Raw genomic sequence first — 22,098 nt, forward strand, 5'->3', positions numbered from 1 at the left:
ACTTGCACCCCGAACAGGCGAACACCAGGTAGCCCATGCTCGAGACCACAGCACCGCCAAGGAAAGCACCGCTGGCCCCGCCGCTGGATACGCGGCATCAGGTCGAAACGCCGGAAGGCATCGACCTGCCGTTGCGTCCCGCCGGGTTAATGGTGCGTGCCGTAGCCTTTGCGATCGATCTGGCCCTGCGCGGCGTGATCATGGGGGTGCTGTTCATCGCCCTGGCGTTTCTCGGCAAGCTCGGCATCGGCCTCGGTTCGTTGCTGCTGTTTGCGATCAGCTGGTGGTACATGGTGCTGTTCGAAGTGCTGCGCCAGGGCCGCTCGCCGGGTAAACAGTGGATGGGGCTGCGTGTGGTGCACGATGACGGCACCCCGGTTGGCTGGTCGGCCTCGCTGCTGCGCAACCTGCTGCGCTTTGTCGATCTGCTGCCCTTCGGCTACTTCCTCGGCACCCTCAGTTGCCTGCAACACCCGACCTTCAAACGCCTTGGCGACATCGCCGCCGGCACATTGGTGGTCTACAGCGAACGCCCGCTGACTCGCCCGCAACTGCCTGAAGCCGAACCACGGCGTTCGCCCGTCCCCCTGACGCTTGCAGAACAACGCGCCGTGCTGGGTTTTGCCGAGCGCCAAGGTGAATTATCGCCTGCACGTATCAATGAACTGGCAGCCCTGCTCGCCCAGCCATTGCACATTTCTGCGCCCAAGGCTGTGGCTGAACTCAATGGCATCGCTCGCGGCTTGTTGGGCCCGACATGAAGCAAAGTCTTTTCGAAACGCGGCACAAGGCCGAATGGGAGCGTTTTGCGCTAGCCCTTGAACGCCTTGAGCGCGGCAAGGAGACCTCGCAAGTCGCCGGTTTCCCCAAAGCCTACCGCCGGCTTTGCCAGCATCTGGCGTTGGCGCAGGATCGCGGCTACAGCAGTTTCCTCATTGATTCGCTGCAACAACAAGTGCTGCGCGGACATCAACAGCTTTACCGTCACCGCAGTCGACTCGGCGCCAATCTGCTGAGTTTCATCCTCGCCGACTTCCCCCGCCTGGTCCGTGCCGAATGGCCCTTTGTGCTGGTCGCCAGCCTGCTGTTCTTCGGCAGTCTGATCGGCGTCGGCGTGTTGGTGTATGTATTTCCCGAACTGGTCTACAACCTGATCCCCGCCGATCAGGTGCGCGAGATGCAAGGCATGTACGACCCGGTCGCCGGCCACCTCGGACGCCCCGCCGAACGTGCGGCCAGCGAAGACTGGGTAATGTTCGGTTACTACGTGATGCACAACATCGGCATTGCCTTTCAGACTTTCGCCAGTGGCTTGTTGCTAGGCGTCGGCAGTGCGTTCTTTCTGTTCTACAACGGCATGGTCATCGGCGCGGTCGCCGGGCATCTCAGCGAGATCGGTTTCGGCCAGACTTTCTGGTCATTCGTCATCGCCCACGGCGCCTTTGAACTCAGCGCCATCGCCCTCGCCGGGGCGGCGGGCCTTGAACTCGGCTGGGCGTTGATCGCGCCCGGGCGGCTGACCCGCAGCGAAGCGCTGAAACGGGCGGCGCGCAAGAGCGTATTGCTGGTCTGCGGGGTGATGTTGTTCCTGTTGATTGCCGCGTTTATCGAAGCCTATTGGTCGTCGAAAACCAGTGTCACACCTTTGACCAAATATCTGGTCGGCGCCGCGCTTTGGACGTTGGTCGCGGTCTATCTGTTGTTCGCTGGAAGGACCCACCATGCGCCTGAGTGACGCCACCGTGGTGATCCGTCCGCGCACGACCTGGGAAGCCATGGACCTCGGCGTGCTGATGAGCCAGCAACATCGGCGTCTGCTGATGACCAGTTGGGCGATTGTCACCCTGCCGCTGTTCGCTTTGCTCAGCCTGTTGCTATGGGACTCGCCGTCGCTGGCGGTGTTTATCTTCTGGTGGCTGAAACCGGCGTACGAACGTCTGCCGCTGTACATCCTGTCGAAAGCGCTGTTTGGCGAAACACCTACACTCAAGCAAGCTCTGCGCGAATGGCCGCGCCTGCTCAAACCGCAACTGCTGGCCAGCCTGACCTGGCGCCGCCTGAGTTTCAGCCGCAGTTTTCTGCTGCCGGTGGTGCAACTCGAAGGCCTCGATGGCAGCACCAGGCAACAACGCCTGCACGTGCTCCTGCAACGCAACGCTGGCGCCGCTCAGTGGCTGACCATCATTGGCGTGCACCTGGAAACCGCGCTGTGGATCGGCTTGATGGTGCTGTTCTATATGTTGCTTCCGGAGCAAATCGAAACGGATTGGAGCTGGCAGTCACTGATTCTCGCGGCGGATCAAGACTGGCACTGGCTCGAACACCTGACCAATGCTTTCTACGCGCTGGTGCTGGTGGTGTGGGAGCCGGTCTATGTCGCCTGCGGCTTCAGCCTTTATCTGAACCGGCGCACACAACTGGAAGCATGGGACATCGAATTGGTGTTCCGCCGATTGCGCCAGCGTCTGAACAACGCTGTGTTGGGACTGCTGCTGGCGGTCTTTCTGGTGCTGCCGAATATGCCATCGACCTGGGCGGCCGAGCCTGATGACAGTCCGCAGGCACCGCGTTTGTTGAATCAACCACTCACCAGCCAGGCCTCACGGGACAGCATCAAGGCATTGCTTGAACAGCCGCCGTTCAAGAACAAGGAAGTCGTCACCCGCTATCGCTTTGGCGACGACCCGGAGAAACCTGCCGAAGCGCAGAAGCCGGGTGAAGCGCCACATTGGCTGAAAACCCTGCTGGACTGGCTCGACGGGCAACACTTCAATGTGCTGGCGAAGATCATTGAAGTGTTGCTTTGGGGCACGGTGATTGCTGCGTTCGGCTGGCTGATCTGGCGTTATCGCGACTATCTCCAAGCGTTCGTCAGCCGCCGTCCGAGACTGCCTGCCAAACGGAAACGCGCGCTGCCGCAACAAGCCTTCGGTCTGGACTTGAACCGCGACACCTTGCCTGACGACATTGCAGGCAGCGCCGAACACCTCTGGCAAAGCCAACCTCGTGCAGCGCTGGGCCTGCTGTATCGAGGGCTGCTCAGCCATCTGCTCGACGACTTCGATATGACCCTGAAACCCGCTGACACCGAACTTCAGGTGCTGGCGCACGTTGAACAATTGCAACGCCCGGAACTGCTCGCCTTCAGCCGCAGCCTGACCACCCATTGGCAGAACATGGCCTATGGGCATCGTGTCCCGGCAGCCTCCCTGAAGCAGGAGCTGTGCGATGGCTGGCGCGCCTTGTTTGGTCCCGGAGCCGCCCGTTGAATCGCCGGACACTGTGGTGGGTGGCTGCGTTGATAGCCCTGTTAATCGGCACGCTGAGCGTGTTCCTCTACCTCAACGCCACGCCTTATCAGGAAGAAGTCGATCACGGGCCCTCGCCCGCCGCGCAAGCCAATCCGTATCTGGCCGCCGAGCTGTTTTTACGTGAACGCGGGCTCAACGTCAGCCATGCCGAAAGCCTCGCGGTACTCCCGGACATTGACCCACGCAGCCACACGTTGCTGTTGTTCAACGACCGCTCACGCATGACCCCGCGTCAGGTTGACCAAGTGTTGAACTGGACCCGCGCAGGCGGGCGGCTGGTGTTCGTCGCCGAGTCGCTGTGGGATGAGCAGAGCAAACAAAGCAACGATCTGTTGCTCGATCGCGTGCAACTGCATCAATCCCTGAGCAAGGATCTGAAAGATTTACCCGCAGACACTGAACCAGAGCGCTTCCCGCAACTGACCAGACTTTATCTGGAAGACGAAGACGCACCGGCCTACGCTGGCTTCGACACCGACTTCCACCTCGACGACCCGCAGAATCTGGCGCAAGCCTGGGCCAACAGCGCCAAGGCCACGCACATGATGCAGCTGCCCTACAGCCTGGGCACGATCACCGTGGTCACCGACGCCGAGCTGTGGAAGAACAAGACCATCAGCCAATACGACAACGCCTGGCTGCTCTGGTATTTGAGCGCCGACACCGACGTCACGTTGATCTACAACACCGAGCACGATGGCCTGCTGACCTTGCTCTGGCGCTACTTCCCGCAAGCCATCGTCGCTTTGCTCGCGTTGATCGGCCTGTGGCTCTGGCACGTCGGCGTACGTCACGGCCCACTGCAATTACCCACCCCGAGTGGACGCCGGCAATTGCAGGAACACCTGCGCGCCAGCGCCGATTTCCTGTTGCGCCACAACGGCCAGCAGGCGTTGCTGCAAGCACTGCAACAGGACGTTCTGCGCCGTGCCCGTCGCCGTCACCCCGGCTTTGACCAATTGAACGTTGCCGAACAGTGGCTGGCATTGTCACGCCTGACCCGACAACCCACCCGCGCCATCAGCCAGGCCCTGAGCCCGGTGCCGGATCGGCGCCTGTCCAACGCCGATTTCTGCCGCCAGGTCGCCCACCTGCAAACTTTGAGGAACACGCTATGACTGAACAGATCGAGCCCGGCAGCGCCAGCCACGCCGCCCAGCAACGCCAGCGTGCCAGCCAGTTGGCGCAAGCAGTACGTGGCGAATTGCAAAAAGCGTTGATCGGCCAGAACCAGGTGATCGATGACGTGCTGACGGCGCTTATCGCCGGCGGTCACGTGCTGCTCGAAGGCGTGCCGGGACTGGGCAAAACCCTGCTGGTGCGCGCATTGGCCCGTTGTTTCGGCGGCGAGTTTGCACGGATTCAATTCACCCCGGACCTGATGCCCAGCGACGTCACCGGCCATGCCGTGTACGACCTGCAAACCGAGCAGTTCAAGCTGCGCAAAGGCCCGTTGTTCACCAATCTTCTGCTGGCCGACGAGATCAACCGCGCCCCGGCGAAAACCCAGGCCGCCTTGCTCGAAGCGATGCAGGAGCGCCAGGTCACGCTCGAAGGTCGCGCCCTGCCGATCGCGCAACCGTTCATGGTTCTCGCCACGCAAAACCCGATCGAACAGGAAGGCACTTATCCCCTGCCGGAAGCCGAGCTCGACCGGTTCATGCTCAAGGTGCGCATGGACTACCCCGACGCCGATCAGGAGCTGAACATGGTGCGCCAGGTCTGCCGCTCGACCCGCGCCGACATGCTCGATGTGCAACCGCTGCGCACCGTGTTGCAGGCCAAGGATGTGCAAGCCCTGCAACGGATTGCCAGTGATTTGCCACTGGACGATCAGGTTCTCGATTACGCCGTGCGCCTGGCGCGCGCCACGCGCACCTCGCCGGGGCTGACCCTGGGCGCTGGGCCGCGCGCCTCGATTGCTCTGGTGCGTTGCGCCCGTGCCCGCGCCTTGTTGCGTGGCGGCGAGTTCGTGATTCCCGACGACATCAAGGGCTGCGCGCTGGCCGTGCTGCGCCATCGCGTACGCATCGCGCCGGAGCTGGACATCGAAGGCCTGCAGGTCGATCAGGTACTCGCACAATTACTCGACCAAGTTCCGGCGCCGCGCCTGTGAAACCCTCGCGCCTGCTGTTGATCTGGCTGGCCTTGCTGCTGCTCATCGGCATTGTGCCGGGCACGTTGCGCGCACTGGAGATCGATATCCCGGCGAGCCTGATATCGATCAACTGGGGATTGCTGCTCGCGCTGCTGGCTCTGGCGGCGCTGGATGCGTTGCGTCTGCACCGTTTGCCAACACCGCGCATCACTCGGCAGATGCCCGGCAGCCTGGCACTCGGCCGTTGGAGTGAGGTGCGCCTGGAAGTCGAACACGACTTCAGCGAGCCGATGCACATTCAACTCTTCGACCATCCGCCAGAAGGCCTGAGCTTCGAAAACCTGCCGTTGTCGATTGAATTGCAACCCGGCCAGCGCAGCCTGCTCGGCTACCGTCTGCGCCCGCTCAAACGCGGTCATTTCAACTTCACCCAGTGCGAAATCAACCTGCCCAGCCCCTTGGGATTATGGTCAGGCAAACGCTTGCTCAGGGTCAGCGACCAGACCCGCGTCTACCCCGACTTCGCCCGGCTCTACGGCGGTGAGTTGCTGGCGGTGGACAATTGGCTCAGCCAGCTCGGCGTGCGCCAACGGCAACGGCGCGGTCAGGGCCTGGAATTTCACCAACTGCGCGAATTCCGTGAAGGCGACAGCCTGCGCCAGATCGACTGGAAAGCCACCGCACGCCAACGCTCACCGATTGCCCGTGAATATCAGGACGAGCGCGATCAGCAGATTATCCTCATGCTCGACTGTGGCCGACGCATGCGCAGCCAGGACGATGAACTGTCGCACTTCGACCACGCGCTCAATGCCTGCCTATTGCTCAGTTATGTAGCCTTGCGTCAGGGCGATGCGGTGGGTTTGAGTACCTTCGCTAGCGAACACCCACGCCATCTCGCGCCGGTCAAAGGCAGCGGCCAATTGAACGTGCTGCTCAACACGGTTTATGACCTCGACAGCACGCAGCGCCCTGCCGATTATCAGGCCGCCGCCAATCAACTGCTGACGCGACAGAAGCGCCGGGCCTTGGTGGTGCTGGTAACCAACCTGCGCGATGAGGACGATGAGGAACTGCTAAGCGCGGTCAAACGCCTGAGCGCACAACATCGGGTGTTGGTGGCCAGTCTGCGCGAAGAAGCGCTGGACACGTTACGCCAGACCACGGTGCAAACGCTGCCCGAAGCGCTGGCTTACTGCGGCACGGTGAGTTACCTGAATGAGCGGGCAGAACTCCATGAGCGGTTGAGCGCTCATGGCGTTCCGGTGGTGGATGTCCGGCCCGCAGAACTGGGGGCCGAACTGGTGACGCGGTATCTCAGTTGGAAAAGAAGTGCGGCGCTTTGATCATCTCTCGATCCGCACGTGCACAGATCCGCTGCTCGAGGTACCGTCAGGATTCTCGACTTTGACGTCAAGGGACACGGTTTCCGACAGATCCATCACCCTCCAAGAGGTTTCGTATTTACCGTTGCCATTTGTACTGTAATCAATGAATGGCCTGCCGTTAATGGAGACAAGAATTTTCCTTTTCGGCATCGGTTCTCCAGAAGCCTTGTCTACGATCAACGCAGTCATGGTTACCCAGTCGTTCACGAAAGCCGGATTCGGCGCAGCGACGACGGACTTCACAACTGCAGGACGTTCAGTGACAGTCAACCGCAGCGTTTCCACATCCCAGCCAGCCAAGCCGCCCTTTACCGACGCCCACAACGCTGCCTCACCTGCAGAGCCCAAGACAAAGCGCACCGTTGCCATCCCATCGGTACCCGTCAGTGTTGCCGGTAAAGATGTGTTGTTGTATTCCCACATCACTTCGACATTAGCCAAAGGCTCGCCGGTATTGGCTGAAACCACCAAAGCCTGAGCTGAAATTTCTTGCCCCGGATAACCGGTCAGATCATCGCTGAACAGTTCCTTGATCTGTCGAGGTTCATGCAGGAAATACGGCAACGAAATCGATTCCGAATACTGCGTGTCCCCCACCGTCGCGGTCAGTTGCGCCGCTCCGGGCGTCTTGGGCACAAAGCGGATCCGCGCCACGCCGTAGAAGTTGGTGGTCGTCGTCACCTCGCCAAGATCCGCACTGCGCCAGACAACGTTCATCCCCGCCATCGGCCTGCCACTGATGGCCGAAACAATGGTGATCTGCTCGGACACAGCCTCGCCCCAGTACAGCGTCTCGCTAACCCGCGAACGCTCGGCGATTTTCACCACTTGGGTGCCTTCGCCCACCGACATTGCATTGACAGGTGACCATCGAGCCAGGCTTTCGCAGGCCAGAAACAAGCCGAAACTGCCGTTACGCTTGTCATCGACCATGAAGGAATCGGTGAATCCCGCCTCGCGGCTGAAAACTCTTGGCAAACCGAGTACGGGCTGAGTAAAACGAATGCCGAGTGCCTCAGGTCCGGTGCCGACCATGCCCAACGTCAACTTTCGACCGGACAAGAAGGTGTCTTGTGGGGCAGTTACATCGATTCTATGGGTCAGTTTGCGACGCGCAAAACCAGTGTCCTGGCCGAAAGGCTGTGCAGGTCCGTTGTCCATACTGAACTGCAATCGAGCCCACGGATCGTCGGCCAGCGAACAGACCTCCATCGAACGTGTATCTGTAGCATTGTCATACGGACTGGTGACAGACACTTCAACCATTGCCGATCCGCCTGTGGTTGCCCCATACGCAAAGCCTGCCCAGCCATCGTCAGCAGTCACATGTTCTTCAGAATGACCATCCACCTTCCACTGCGTTGGCACTTGAACCATGGCAGCTTCCGAGAAATCCGAACGTACTTTCGCCCACATCCATGCTGGGTCCTGACCCACGATCGGGAAAACGGCAGACTCACGTACGGTTTCAATGCTGAGTTTGTTGTGGCCCAAGTGCATTCTGGTGACATCCGTCGAGCCAGCCCCCCCCGTCAAGAATTTCAGACCGAACGCCCCGCCCCCCTGACTATCGGAACAATCCAGTGTCCAGGTCATGCCACTTTCATCAATAACATTGTGGCTATGTGGAGGCGGGTCGAGAACGATGTCCATCTCTGACGCTGGAGTTCCGGACCATTGCAAATCCATGGCAAGCCCCACCAGGGCACTCAGTGCGTTGGTTCTGAAAATATACCGGTGTACGGCACCCAGGCAGGGATACAGCAACTGACCTCGGTCGGTGCTCATATGATCCAGTTCCAGAGTGAACTCATCGTAAATATCCGGTGAAACCAAGCGGCCGAGCAACTCTCGATCTTCCAGTGAATCGGTCAACAACCGCAGTCCGAACATGCTGCTGCGGCTCTTGGCGAATTCAGAACTCAGAGTCCAGATCAGCGGTTCATCTGCCCGCAATACCCTGGGCTCGCCAAGTTCACTCACCACCAGCCCGATGCCTGGGTCGTCAATGCCCCATGCCAACGTGATTTCCTGGCCGATAAGAGGACTGTCGGCGAGAGCAGTAACCACCAGGGAATGGGTCAGGCCTCGTTTGCAGACAACCCCTAGATCCTGGTTGACCAGACCACGATCAAATGTGATGTTGACCTTGTCCTTCCATGAACTCCTGGCAATCGCGGTCACGCTAAATTCGCACTCATGCGACTCGGCCGATTCATGCGCTCGCACCGCCGCGGTGATCGCATGAATCCCGTGTTCTCTGGTGTAAAACTTCAGGCTCCCCCAACCACCGCTTCCCGTTTGGCTCTGCACGACGCTTTCGGCCATTTGCCACTCGACCAGCGCACCGATCACCGGTTCGCCGTCGCCCTGATCAGTAACATGCACCACTTGCAAGCGCAGGTACGCACTTTCGTGTTCCTCCACCACCGGACTATTCTCGGCCTGACGCACCTCTTTGATCCTGATCCTGTTGCGCGCCAGCGACATACGTTTTCTGGGCGACGGCAACAACAGCTTCGAGCAGACCAGTGACAACTCGAATATCCCGTCGCGCCGGTCTTCGCAGTTCAGCGTCCAGGATGCAGTGCCCCCTCCATCGATCGGCATGAGAACCGATGTTTCCAGTGGCGGACTGACCACGACACCCAGTTGCCCAGGCTTGTCACCGTGCCAATGCAGATAGAAGTCGCTGCCTCGCAGACGACTGTTGGCCGCCAGCATTACATCAATGAAATGGGTAGAACCCCGGTTCGGATAACTGTTATCAATCCAGTCCCTGATTTCGTTGTTTTCACGGACAGTCAACCGTGCCCACGGATCCTCGCCCAGTACCAGTACGTCAAACGTCTGAGTCCACACACCCTGCTCGTAATAAAAGCTGACCACAGAGGCTTCAATAACGAAGTCCCCTGCTGCCTTCGCCTCATAATCGAAGTAAGCCCAACCTTGTTCATCAGTAACGGTGGCCGCCAACACCCCGTGCTCGGCGGTCGCCCAGTTCACCGTAAGCCCGGCAAATGGCTGGCCGGTGTAATACGACGCTACTTGCACACCCAAACGGACACTTTGCTCAATCAACGGGTAGTAAGCGGCCTCGACCACCTCACGAAAAATCAGTCGATGATGCCCCAGCGATACGGGGATCTCGTAGGTCTGCGCGGTGTAACGGTTGCGCAAGCTCAGGGTGAATTCGTAGTCCTGATCATCGATTAACGGGCAATCAAGCGTCCATGGCACGTCCAGCGATTGCGGGGAGTCCCAAGCAGGCGTCGCGACAATCGCGCCCTGCGGGTTATTGTCGATGCTCAATGCAACCGGGGTGCCGTCCCAAGGGTTATCCGGCACAGGTACAAAACCGAGTACGTGGGGTGTGATCAATGCGTCGCTGCCAAAAGCTCCACCCCTGCTGGCGCCCTGACACAGGTATATTTTGCGCAAGGGCAGGAACGACATGCCGTCCAGCTCAATTTCCTGCAACTCAAGTGGCGCGAGTTTCAACTCGACTTTGACGCGTGTAACCCAGAGTTCGCCATTTGGACTCGAAGACTCTGTCGAGCTGTATATTTCGATGCGCAGCGGCTTTGAGCTTGAGATGTCCGATGTCAGTTCCACTTCATGCAGAGTCGGACTGAAACGCCTCTCTGGCCCTGATCCGAAACCCTCGCGCTGTTGTGCCTGATCAGGTTTACCCACGGGTTTGAGTTCGATGCGGTAATGCTCGATTTCTCCCTGAGAAATCCTCACCCAGCCTGATTGGCTGAAACTGCTTTCCCACAGAAAACTCAGCCAATAAGCACCATTGCCATCAGGATCTCTGGGAAGTGTGACGTCCTGCGTGACACCCGCGCCCTTCGGCGCTTTGATGTGCTTGACAGGCGTGTTGTCGTAATACGCCAGGCCTATGGCAACCGCCCCCGTTTTTGCCCAACAATCGAACCTTTCTTCGAAATCACCGTTGCACACCAGGTTTTCATTCACCTGAACGATAGGATTATTCATGACTGCGCACTCCCTTGCCCTTGCCGGCCAGGCCCTCTTGTGCTGCATTGACCAACTCCTTCACCGAATCGGTAAACGACTGATCTCCGCTCTTGCACGTGTAGCGAATGCGCAAAATGAAATCGTTCATCGAGCGCAGCGTGGCCTCCTGCGGCGGTTCTTTATGCCATGGCCATTTCAGCTCCCAGGCGGACACCACACCGGTATTTTCAAATGGATAGAGCAAACCTTCGTCTGGCTTCGCCGCCGCCATGCCGTTGTCGGCAATACCCACCGACAGGGCGATCTGCTGGCCCGGACGCAAGTTGAACAGCACATCAGAAGGGGCCACTACCCCAGGACCAGGATTGTGCAAGTACTGCACTGACTGCACCGAAGCCCGGCTGGCGGTCATGCTGCCGACCTGCAGCAAGGTCGCGCGCACGTCCTCGAAAGGCCCCGTCAGCACTGGCAAGTCGACTTCCACCGAACTGATCTGCCGGCAGAAATGTCCCGGATAGTCCCGATCGAACAGCAGTTGGGTGAGTTTGAATTCCAGCGAGCCGTTCGTCTGCAATTGCGCCAATGCAGCCTCCCAACTACCAACGCCCTGAGGGTCAGTTGCGTCATTGAACAGGCGACGCAACGAGATGGTTTTCACCAGTTCCAGACGCCGCTCGGTGCGTTGCAAGTACTCACGTTCCATACGCAGCAGGTACGCGCGCAGATGCTCGCCAGCAGTCAAACCGTGGCGTTGATCCTGCCAGACCTGCGGCAAGGGAATATGTGAGTCGTAATCGCCGGTTTCGGCGCTCATCGCCGCTTGTGCGCTAAGGCACAGACTGACTACTGCGTCGTAAGCCTGATAGTGCAAGGCCTTGAGCTGGCCCAGCATCCAGCCGAACAATTCGGCATTGGTCGCGCGTTTTTTCAGATAGTTGTACATCGTCAACGCCTGAGCGTTAGCTCGTAGCGTTTGCGCGAGGTTGGTTCTGGCCGCATCAATCGCATGGTTCTGCGCGACGATTTGCGCATCGATGGCCGCAATTTCTGCCAGCGCCTGATCGCGTTGCAGCCCCCATTCATTGCGGCGACGGCGATAGCCTTCGGTGGTAGCTTGCTTGTCGGCATCGATTTGCAGCATCGACGAAGCTATCTCCAGGCCAAAGCAGATGGCATCGGTAACTTTGTCGATACGAAACCCGCCGTTCGCCATACCGAAGATATTGGGCGCGGCCGCCAAGGCCGCGCCTACCGGTTTGAGGATTTTGGCAGTCAGCGCCAGCTCTTTGGACTGGTCCAGGTTTGCCATGACCTGATATTCGACAGCCGACACGTTTTCGTCATAGCGAGCTGCGTAAGCAGCAGCCCGTTCCCGAGCCACTGTCCGGCTCTGCTCAAGCGCCGTCATGCTCGCCTCCAACTGAGCGATGGATTGCTCCTGCATGGTTTTGGCGTAGTTACCCAACTCCACCAGATGGTTTTGCTGCAGCTCTTCCTGCTCGGCACGATCACGCCGCTCAAGCAGATTGAGTACCTGGCTGCCGTAATCCTGCAAGGCCTGCACCGCACGCAAGGCAACCTCGAAGATCGTGCGCCAGCGAAACGCAATCACCACCAGCCGTCCGCCCATCGGTCTGGCGCCACCGACACCACCTGCGGCCAGAGCGCGCAGCAATTGGTTCGGGTCAGTCGGTGGGTTGAACAACGGCAGGAGCATGGGCTTGCCATCAATGGTCAAGTTGTTGCGCAAGTTGTTCATGCGGTACTGCGGCTCGTTGAACCGCGCGAGCAACTCATCATTGATGGGTGCCCTGAACGGCGGACACCCCAACATGCCCAGCATGGGAGCCGTATCGGAGCCGCCCGGAACATCTGCCAGGCTGTAATTCAATGTCTGCTCGAAAGCTTCCAGAGCCGTACGCGTGCAACTTTGGGCCAGAAGGTTCTCCAGCGTCGCGGTCTGCCACAAGTTCACCGTTTGAGTCAGAGGCGGTTTGCCCATCAATGATCCCGCTTGTACATAGCACAGCTTTGCCGCCACCAGGCTTTCGCGGGTCAGTTGGCGGTAATGCCAGTCCCCCCAGGCCATGAGGTTCTTCACATATTCGATGAACATCAGCAGCCTCAAATGCACAGGCGCCGAATATCCAATCGCATCCGGGTCGGCGGGCGCCGCGGCTTCACAACCGGCATGCCCCAGATCGTTGATCAAGGGGCGGCAGCGCCAGAAACGTGGTTTCTCGGGTACCGAGTTGCTATCGGCAGGGGCCCGGGGATCGAAAATGAAATGCAACCACGTCTGTGCTTCGGCAAACCGCTCTTCATCACGCAAGCGTGTCGCGATCAAATGCGGCAGATGGAAAAACAGCTCCCAGAAAAACAGACCGTTGGCACCGTCGAAAGCGCCATTGCGTTCCGTGAAATCAACATCGGTAGGCGGCGGCTCTGACAGATGCTGGGAGTCCCAATTAATCAGCGTCGCAGGAGAGACAGTGGAGCGTGTGACCAACTCGGGACCGAACAGCGAATTGAGCCGAACGTAGCGCAACGCCCAGTCATCACCGAGTTGAAAGTCGAGGAACTGGGCGGCATCCGTGGTGTTTTTAAGCAGCGTTGGCGCGCGGAAATACGGGAGATCGACAATCGTCAGAGCAAACTGTTTACCGCCAAAGCCTTCAGTATCATTCCTTAGAGTGAACTTGACGTTGTTCCAGGTCCCCTTTGGTCGAGTGAAGGTACCCAAAAAATTCATTGTCCAACCGCCGGCTGTAGGCACCGAACGCATCACCGGCACCGGGTCACCACCGGCGGAATTCTCCAACTGCAAGGTGAAGTTTGTATTCTTCTCTGACAAACCTGTGGGCCTGCAAAAGCCCTCAACCGTCAGCTCGTCTTTGTCACCCACTCGCATGGCGAAGACGTTCAGCCCCAGAAAAGCTGCCATGGAGCCTGACGGTGACTCACTTGGGACCACAGTAACCTCAAGACCCAAGGGGTGCTGAACCGTCAAGGCAGAAACAAATCGATCATTCTTGGCCATCTCCAGCCAGGTACCACCGTCTTCAACAACGGGGCGCATCAGCACATCGATGATCGCGGTCTCGTTCAAGGCAGCTGTGCCGGTTTTATCATTGTCCAGCAATACCCCGAGCTTGCCTTTGGGATTCTGAGAGTCGACCCACACGGTTGCAATCAGCCAGGCACCCGCAGAAAGATCCTCATCAAACTCGCCATGGTGTAAATTCAAAGGCGCCGACCACTGGCCGTTCTGCCTCATGAAGGCCACATTGATATCCAGCTGATGGGGCACGAATCGGGATCTGTCGTCCTTTGAGGGATCCGCGGGGACGGCTTTGATGATCTCGCCGACCTTGTCCCGCCACTCCGCCCAGACCAGACACAGTCGGCCATTCCAGACCACCGGACGCATGTCCAGCACCCGCCCGGCAGGTTGAATATCCACCGCTTTCCATTCACTCCACGCCGCCGGGTTGACGGCCACACACGTGGGCGTGATCTCGATTTGCGCCTTGCGCCAGAAGTACTGGAACGGCGGCACCCGCTGACGCCCGACAAAGTAATAATCGGCGCGCTCCGGGGTCGTGCCGTCCATGTAGCCACTGACAACATCCAGGTCGCAGATCTGTTCGAAGGCTTGCAAGTAATCCTGTAGCGCGGCTTGAACCGAATCGCTGTTCAAACGGGCCTGGTTGAGGTTGTTTTCAAGGGCCTTGAACAGATCCGTCTTACGCTGACGGACGAACGGATTGATGTAGTTTTCCGGGTAGAGCGCGATCATCTGCACTGCGGCCCAGTCCGAGTAGTTGTTGTACAGCGCCCAGTTTTCCAGCTGCTCATAGGGAAACTCGTGGTTTTCGAAACCGGGCTCCATTTTGTTGTACACCGCACTGATATATTGCTGCGCACAACTGATCGCTTCGGCAACCCCCGACGTCTGCACACGAGCACTGTCCAACGGGTCGATGCGCAGCAATTCGAACACGTCCTCCGGGGTCTGCAAAGGCGGGTAACGCTCCGCCTTTACTTGCCCGATGCAATACTCAAGCAACGCGGTACGACGTTTTTCCTGCAACAGGCCAATGTTGTTCGATGTCATGATCCTTGCTCCGTGGAAGAGGTTCCCGAGTCACTGGCGGAAGGCGTTGACGCTTGTTCAAGCGAGTGGCTGCGGCCTTGCGTCACCCCAAACCTGATGGGTTCGAAGAGTGTCCCCAAGCCGCTTGCCAGGCTGCGTATACCGACTTCGAATTCACCGCTGAAATCGCTGGTGATATAAACCGTGGTTTGACCTTGCTGATTGGTGAAACCCTGTGCCGGACGGATCGTTGGCCTTTCTTCGGGATCTGTTTCTACCTCCCAGGCCCAGTCCACCAGCATGTTGGCCCCAAGGTTTCCGTACTGGTCCACCATCGTGGCGTAGAGTGTGATTTCCTGACCAAGCGGCACGACCTCCGTTGGCACCGGAGACATAAGCCCGGTCGGGAAATTCATGCTCTCGGCGTGGGCGATGACGTCGATGCTCACTGCCCACTCAGGCTCGAGCAGGCTCAGGGAAAAATAAAGGCTGTCCGTGCCCAAGACTGTGCCCGGAAAATACTCAGCCGTGAGGACTCCTTCGGGATCGGTGATGCCTGATCTGATGGTCCCTAGCTCGGAGTGCCAATCAACAGCGATGCCTTTCAACGCTGCACCTCGGGCGTCGGTGAGCGTCATCGTAATGATCGCTTTCTCATCTTTTTTACTAGCGAAGACTTCCGTCGGTTCTACTGCGCAAGTCATCCTGACCAACTGCTTCAGTTCGCCCGGTGCTTGCTCGACAGGCACACGCGTCTGGGTCTGACTGAGCAAAGCCAGTTCAGCTGCCTGGGCATAGGCCTCGCTGGCATCGGTTGTCTCCGGCAAGGTACCGATCCGCAAAATGGTCCGGGCATCCATACCGGTCTGCATCGACAACTGGTAAACGCGTATCAGCAGATCCAGTTGTTCCAGGGTTTTCAACACTTGGGTTTCAGGATCGATATGGCGAACACATTCGCTGACTTCCTGCGCGCTCCAGGCAAAGAATTCAGCCAGTTTGATGGCAGCTGCCTGCTGCACCACCCGCAATGCATCCTCGCTGGGTCGGGCAGGAAGCGAATGGACCTGACGCAGATAGTCCAGCAATTTCTGTTCCGGCTGTGCACTCATGCTGAACGCGCGGGTCAGCGTGGTCATCGCGTAAAGTATGCGCACCGAGAACACATATTTTTGAGAGGGATCGATGATGATGATGCTTTGGTCGACCCACGCCTCATATCCATAATCCAGATAATCCTGGAGCAGGGCCGCACTCAAACCCAGCATTGAAACGACTTCGGCGCGCTGGCGCACAACAGCCAGCAATTCGAGTAAAGGATCTGAAGGTTCGTCGCGCCTGCGCTGCGTCGCTGGCGGTTCGAGGTCAGTGCGGTCATACACTTGGCGCAACAGTTGGTACACCGAAGCATCGACCCAGTTCAGCACCAGAACGGCCAATTCGCCCTCGATGCCGGCGTAGACTGCCAGCGACTCCCTGACCAGCGACACTTGAGCGTCTCTGGCCTGCAGAAGAACGGTGAGCATGATCTCGGCCAAGACGCTGACCTGGGCCTCCTCAATGTCCAGGCCGTTCCTGACGGCCCATTCGAGCTTCTCGCGGGCAAAGGCCGAATAATCCTCCGGCGTCATGGCAGTGGCCAGTATCAGGCCATTGGCATCGACAACCGGCGCCAGCCCCTCACTGTCAATCGACAGTAAATCCAGCCAGTCGCTCTCTCCGGCCGGCGGAATACCGGCTACGAGAAAAGAATTATTGGATAACCGCGCGCTGGGCAGGAGGGTGCCGATCTTGTCGAAGAACTGCTGGTCCTGCTGGGAGAAATCGCTCAGACGCAGTGGTGCACTCACGTGCTGCAACATCCACAGCACCGACATGTTGCTTTGCTCGCACCATTGCACGCAGGCCTGCATGGCTTCGATCAGGCTCAGCACACCCGGATCGCCAGAGGTGACGTCAATGCGGCTGTCATCAACCGCCACGTCGACAATACGCGGCTTGCCAGCCAGCCCTTTGAGCCAGGTTTCTCCCCCCAGCACACTGAGCATCAACACGCCTTCGACCGGCGTGATATTCAACAGCCGGGGCAGTTTTACCAGACGGTAAAAACTGGAAATGACCGGCGCACTGCGCACCAGATTATCGGTAAGATCATGAGCCTGGGCTATCGCCAATGCCAGGTAGTGGTAAGTCTGAAGATCAATACCCAAACCACTGCATAGCTGGCTGACCGTCAGATTGTCTTGATCCGATGTCGGTATCAGCGCAAACGGTGTGCCGTCGAGTCTCAGCGGCTCGCGATAATTGTCTTGATTGTTGAAGACCTGATCGAACTGCGACAGTGCGTCACCGCGACCGTACAGTGACAGTTCATCGAGAAACACGGCGAAATCCGCTGCCGTGCAGTTGTAGCGTTCACGCAGTCGCTGAAACAGACCCAATGCATGGATCACGTTGACCGAAATCGCCCACACCTCAGGCTTTTCGGCTCCACGCGCTTGCGCCCTGATTGCTGCCACCAACAGAGCGTCAGTCTGCTCAGGGGACAGATTCAGCCATTTGTCCAGGCGCAACTTGCGGTTGAGTCGATCAAATGTATTCAAGCCTCTTGGGGTATTGGGATTAACGATTATCCGATGAAAATTTTTCCCTGACTGCGTGGTGATACCGATAGCGGGGTGAGCATTATCATTGATGTAAACCGAGCCGGATCGGCCGCCTTCCGGGACATCGGGCTCACTGGAGTATTTCACATTGGCCGAACGTCGCGGCGCGTAGTCCCCGACCGAAAAAAGACTTGTAATCTCCTCGGCAACAAGATTCGTACGTTGAGCCAGATAAAATATCTGATTGAGATTCAGATACTCAGTGTCTTCTGTGCCAAAGTTCTCCAGATAGAACTGATGCATATCTTCGGGATATGTGTATTCCTCAGTAAGCAGCCGCTGCTGGTAAGGGCCCAGCCGAGAGGCATGCGCCAGAGCAGCAGCGGCAAGCCTGGTCAGGGGCGCGGAGTGCAAGAAGTTGGGGAATTTGCCGTCAACGATGTTGGCAAAATCCCCCACTGATCGTCCGCTGAAACCCGCAACCCCATCAACCGTGACCCAATGCTGGTAATACGGCAGACCGTTGGGATAGCGTGCTGTGATCAATGCCTGTTCAATTGGAACCACCGTGTTCGCAGCGATGAACGCCTGTAGCACGCGTACGATCACGTCGACTGATGACTCCGGCGCGTTCACCGCTTTACTGTCGACCGTCAACGTCATCAAATCCGTGCGACGCTCATGCAACGGCAGCTTGCTGTCGTCACCAACGGATTCGATCAAGTCGCGAATCAAGCGATACAAGAAGACCAGATACGCCGAAGGCCCGAACATGGACTCCAGAGAATCCGAGGGGCACTTGGCTCTCAATTGCAGATCGAATATTCGCTCCAGTTGCGGCCCGTCATCAACGAGCGACATCAAACCACTGGACGGTCCTGTCGACCCGGCGTTGTCCCTCTTCACAGGATGTTCAATAAACCGACGCCGCACATAGCTCGCCAGGCTGTTGGCCCGGCGCAAAAAGCGTCGCGCCTCTTCCTGCTCAAGTCCGTACTCGCCGACCAGCAACGGAATACCCTTTTCGACCAGTGGGAAAAACGATCCCCCCTCCTCAACGTAACTCCAGAGTTTCGAAAGCCGGTTTTGCGCAGTGGACGTTTGCTGACCAAACAGCTGAATGAACAACTGCGCAGCGGGACGGAGTGAATCAGCCATGGTCACATTCCTTGAGTCGATAACGGGCCCGGTCCGCCTGACTGTCTTGTCAGGCGGACCTAGCTTTCCATAAGGATTTAGCGCTTGAACGCAGCAGCCGCCAACTGTCAGAAGTGACAGGTTTAATGCCCGTTCATCGGAAATTTACAAGCGTGATTTATCCGTCGGTGCTGATTCGATTTCAAACCGCTCACTGGCGATCCAGTCGGAACCCAGCGGATCGCTATCGCTTGGTTGCAGCTTGAAACGGCACCAGTTGCCACCCAACGGTAGCGCTTGGTCAGACAGGCCTTGCCAGTCAGGGTCGACCTGAATCGACGCTGCCCATGTCTTGTCCGGGTTGAACGGGTCGACCAGAACACCGACACCTTGACGGCCCGTGCCGGCAAACAGCACCGGGTTGCTGACCCAGCGTCCCGGCGCGGGTATCTCAATGGTGGGCAGATAAGTTGCCAGCTGAACCGTGCGTTTCGCGCTATCGGATTCAAACCCTTCGTAAGCCGCCACAACTTCCAGCTCATGATTGCCTTCGTTTTGCCCAGGCTTCAGCGTTACCGACCACGTCCGGTTTTCCCGCACCTCGGCGCTTGCCTGGTCGCTACCCAGCGTCACGGTCACGGTGTCGCCGGGCGTCGCGAAACCCGACACCACGACCCGTCGGCCGACATGGTCATCGGCAGTCGGGGTTTCGATAAACGGAGTCGCCGGCACGACCTTGTAACGCAAACGCTCATTGGGCTGAGAGCGTTGTGGAGTGCCATTGTGGACGAAGGTTTGAAAAGCCCAGATGGTTGTGATTCCCACCGGCAAACTCACTTCGGCTTCCCAGTTGTCTGATGCGTTCACCTCAATATCCGTCAGCAATGGCTCAGTAGCGCCTTCCAGCCAGACCTCCACCCGCGCGCCAGTTCGGCCAGTGCCAGCAATCTTCGAGGTGCGCGGCGCTTTCCCGCCAGGGATCGGCGTCGTGAATCGAGGCGGCGGCACCACCACCTTGAGTTCGTGCACAGCGCTGTTGGTCGACTCTTGCCCGTTAAGTATCTGTTGCGCATGGAGGAAGTAAGGCCTCAGCTCCAGATCGCGTAGTTCGATCGACCATTTGCCCTCCTCAAGCAATTCGAGCGGAGCACCCAGCGTTCTTCCCATCTGGCTGTCATGCAATTGCATCATCGCGCCCTGCATGCCGTTATCACCTTCAATGGTGACGTCGTACCCCACTTCTGTGCCGGATACCGGCGCGACGATGAGCGGTTGCAACATGACTCTGTGGACAGTGAAGGTTTTCGATGCCGGCACTGAAGGGAGATCGACAACGATCTGGGTAACGGTGACGCGGTGGAGGACTCCAGGTTCAAATGCTTTGGTTCGCTGAAATGCCCAGCGCTCACCCTCCACATCCGCTTCGTACTCCAAGCCGTCGTCGCTGAACCGGAGCTTTACCACCGCTCCAGACCAACAAGTGCCACTGAATATCGGCTCCAGCCCTTCCCCGGAAGGATCATCCAGGCCTGGCGCCAGCGGTGGAATCGTGACGTGCAAGCTGAAAGGACGTTGCGAGGAATGGTCTCCCAGATGCTGTGTAATGCGCACTTCCCGCGTTTTGGTTGGCCCCCACTCCACCAATGCCGGAGTCGACCATTGGCCATTCACGACCACTACACTTCGTGCAGCCTCGGTTGTATCGGGAAACCTGAGCGAGACGGTGGCGCCTGTGTAACCTTTGCCGCTGAAGACGGGTAGATACTCCTCGGTGTAGCTCGCCTCGGTGATATCCGGCATGTTGTTGTGGACTTTGAACTCGAGAGGCTGCGATTCGATCCAGCCATTGGCGTTGTCGGCGATCTTTTGAATCACCGTCACATCGTAGCTGCCCAGAGGCCAGACAACGGGGGCAGTTTCCCACTCGCCTTGCCCATCGACGCGGACGTTGGGAGGCAAAGGCAGCGAGCCGTTGCTGGCAGAGAACTGGATTTCGGTCCTGAGGTTTTGATCGAAATGGCCGTTGCCGGAGAATTTCAAGCTTGAATCGGGGAGAAAGGTGACCTCAGGTATTTCCAGTTGTGGAGGGCGGATCCGGAAAGCACGCGGCTCGCCGCGACCGGAAGGGACGTTTTGAAAAACCTGTTCAGCCACCAGGCTGACCGGCCCCGGCGGCAACTCGGCGACAGACACGCTCCAACTACCGTTAACGTTCGACACCCTGCCCACTCCCACCAGGGAAGTTGTCAGGTCCAGGTACACTACAATCGTTGCATCGCGCAGACCGTTATCGCCCTCAAGAACAAATGACTGATCTTGCGCAAATACAGGTTTCGGGATGCGCGGCCAACCAACAACCATAAAGGTACTGGGATCGGTGTAACCAACCCCAATAGCGAGGTGCTGATATTTGACTTTTACGCTCAATTCACCGCTGTTGATATCCGACATCACCCTAGGCATCTCCCACAACACCGTCGTCGTTTCAAGCGGATCACTCAAAATTACAGAGTGGTTATCTGCCCTGACAATCTGAAGAGTCAAGCCAGGATGCCCAGTACCTTTAAACAATAACGTCCCCGCCCCCACGGTCTCATTGACAGAGGGTGAAGTCAGCTTTGGCACAGTGAGATTAAGGATCCTTTTGGTCTTCCCGTCTCTAGAATGATTTTGAGCATTGTGACTAACGGATTGCCGAATAAAGACGTTTATATAGCCGATAGGTAAATTCTGGGAAACATTGACTCTCCAGTTCCCACCGCCAGAAAATTTCTGACCGATAACAGTAGTATCGTCTCCATCGACGAGTACCGGAACGCATTCGCCAAGCTCACCACCCGACCCGCTCAACACGGTTCCTTGAATATTTTCAGCTATAGGTTCGGAAGTAATGAAATAATTTCGAGTGGTGTAGTCTGAAAACTCGGATCCATACCTCCATCGAATACTCAGTTGAGCGATCCCAGACAAAGTTGAAGAAATCTCCCAATCATGAAACCCCTCAGCGTTAAACCATTCACCGGACAATTCATACGCCCATTCATTAACAACATGGACATATATCCAGACTTGATGAACCCCATCAACCATCGGCAATATAAAACGCAAATTGAATGACTTCTCGACCCAAGCAAGGTTATCCGGTTTAACGACCTGTACCGTATCCGGCTTACGGAGTTCATGGCCACCCGATTCGATATTCCCAGCGTTAGATAATGAACCCGCGTCTGACACTGACGGCCGGAGTTCATCCTTTTTAAACTCTGGCTTGTGTCCGATATCCTTTTCTTCGTCAGATGTCATCTGTCGCGCTCCACAGTCGGCAGTCATTTTCCAAAAAATGACGATTGCTCAGACTACGGCTGCTCTCACAATGCGGGCACCTGTAAAACCTGACAGTCCCGACCAACGGTAATTCTTCCAAAAGCGGCAGACCACCGCCTGCCGGCTAGCACCCTTGGCCCGGAACACAAAGCTG

At 57.8% G+C, this 22,098-nt stretch carries 10 protein-coding genes; 6 read left to right on the forward strand and 4 right to left on the reverse strand.

What is annotated here, in order from left to right; translation table 11 throughout:
• Positions 1 to 35: 35 nt before the first annotated feature.
• From HU754_RS23420 to HU754_RS23445, 6 genes are read left to right on the forward strand one after another with little or no spacing between them, the layout of a single operon-like run.
• Complete coding sequence (locus HU754_RS23420; RefSeq protein WP_186623863.1) at positions 36 to 761, forward strand: RDD family protein; 726 nt, start codon at positions 36 to 38, stop codon at positions 759 to 761.
• A complete protein-coding gene (locus HU754_RS23425; RefSeq protein ID WP_186623856.1) occupies positions 758 to 1,735 on the forward strand; it encodes a stage II sporulation protein M in 978 nt (325 codons plus the stop codon). Before HU754_RS23420 ends, HU754_RS23425 begins: the two co-directional genes overlap by 4 nt.
• Positions 1,722 to 3,269, forward strand: coding sequence for a DUF4129 domain-containing protein (locus tag HU754_RS23430; protein WP_186623854.1), 1,548 nt, complete (start codon positions 1,722 to 1,724; stop codon positions 3,267 to 3,269). The genes HU754_RS23425 and HU754_RS23430 overlap by 14 nt, the downstream gene beginning before the upstream one ends.
• Complete coding sequence (locus HU754_RS23435; protein ID WP_186623852.1) at positions 3,266 to 4,429, forward strand: DUF4350 domain-containing protein; 1,164 nt, start codon at positions 3,266 to 3,268, stop codon at positions 4,427 to 4,429. Before HU754_RS23430 ends, HU754_RS23435 begins: the two co-directional genes overlap by 4 nt.
• Positions 4,426 to 5,427, forward strand: a complete 1,002-nt coding sequence (locus HU754_RS23440) for an AAA family ATPase (protein ID WP_186623850.1) — start codon at positions 4,426 to 4,428, stop codon at positions 5,425 to 5,427. Before HU754_RS23435 ends, HU754_RS23440 begins: the two co-directional genes overlap by 4 nt.
• Positions 5,424 to 6,755, forward strand: coding sequence for a DUF58 domain-containing protein (locus HU754_RS23445; protein WP_186623848.1), 1,332 nt, complete (start codon positions 5,424 to 5,426; stop codon positions 6,753 to 6,755). Before HU754_RS23440 ends, HU754_RS23445 begins: the two co-directional genes overlap by 4 nt.
• On the opposite strand, the gene HU754_RS23450 is transcribed toward HU754_RS23445, so the two are convergent.
• The 4 genes from HU754_RS23450 to HU754_RS23465 all read right to left on the reverse strand — a co-directional run bounded on the left by HU754_RS23450 (position 6,756) and on the right by HU754_RS23465 (position 21,923).
• A complete protein-coding gene (locus HU754_RS23450) occupies positions 6,756 to 10,799 on the reverse strand; it encodes an Ig-like domain-containing protein (RefSeq protein WP_225919935.1) in 4,044 nt (1,347 codons plus the stop codon).
• On the reverse strand, positions 10,792 to 14,898 hold the full coding sequence (locus tag HU754_RS23455; protein ID WP_186623844.1) for a Tc toxin subunit A-related protein: 4,107 nt from the start codon (positions 14,896 to 14,898) through the stop codon (positions 10,792 to 10,794). Before HU754_RS23455 ends, HU754_RS23450 begins: the two co-directional genes overlap by 8 nt.
• A complete protein-coding gene (locus tag HU754_RS23460; protein ID WP_186623842.1) occupies positions 14,895 to 18,641 on the reverse strand; it encodes a Tc toxin subunit A in 3,747 nt (1,248 codons plus the stop codon). The genes HU754_RS23455 and HU754_RS23460 overlap by 4 nt, the downstream gene beginning before the upstream one ends.
• A 144-nt stretch (positions 18,642 to 18,785) precedes the next feature.
• Positions 18,786 to 21,923 carry an Ig-like domain-containing protein gene (locus tag HU754_RS23465; protein WP_225919936.1) on the reverse strand — a complete coding sequence of 1,046 codons (3,138 nt, stop codon included), beginning with the start codon at positions 21,921 to 21,923 and terminating at the stop codon, positions 18,786 to 18,788.
• Positions 21,924 to 22,098: the final 175 nt, after the last annotated feature.

Origin of the sequence: Pseudomonas zeae, assembly GCF_014268485.2 — a bacterium.
Taxonomy (GTDB): domain Bacteria; phylum Pseudomonadota; class Gammaproteobacteria; order Pseudomonadales; family Pseudomonadaceae; genus Aquipseudomonas; species Aquipseudomonas neuropathica.

What these genes read in the sequence shown, in the direction of transcription:
- HU754_RS23420 (WP_186623863.1), top strand. Translation starts at nt 36, where the DNA reads ATGCTCGAGACCACAGCACCGCCAAGGAAAGCACCGCTGGCCCCGCCG.
- HU754_RS23425 (WP_186623856.1), top strand. Translation starts at nt 758, where the DNA reads ATGAAGCAAAGTCTTTTCGAAACGCGGCACAAGGCCGAATGGGAGCGT.
- HU754_RS23430 (WP_186623854.1), top strand. Translation starts at nt 1,722, where the DNA reads ATGCGCCTGAGTGACGCCACCGTGGTGATCCGTCCGCGCACGACCTGG.
- HU754_RS23440 (WP_186623850.1), top strand. Translation starts at nt 4,426, where the DNA reads ATGACTGAACAGATCGAGCCCGGCAGCGCCAGCCACGCCGCCCAGCAA.
- HU754_RS23450 (WP_225919935.1), bottom strand. Translation starts at nt 10,799, where the DNA reads ATGAATAATCCTATCGTTCAGGTGAATGAAAACCTGGTGTGCAACGGT.
- HU754_RS23455 (WP_186623844.1), bottom strand. Translation starts at nt 14,898, where the DNA reads ATGACATCGAACAACATTGGCCTGTTGCAGGAAAAACGTCGTACCGCG.
- HU754_RS23460 (WP_186623842.1), bottom strand. Translation starts at nt 18,641, where the DNA reads ATGGCTGATTCACTCCGTCCCGCTGCGCAGTTGTTCATTCAGCTGTTT.
- HU754_RS23465 (WP_225919936.1), bottom strand. Translation starts at nt 21,923, where the DNA reads ATGACATCTGACGAAGAAAAGGATATCGGACACAAGCCAGAGTTTAAA.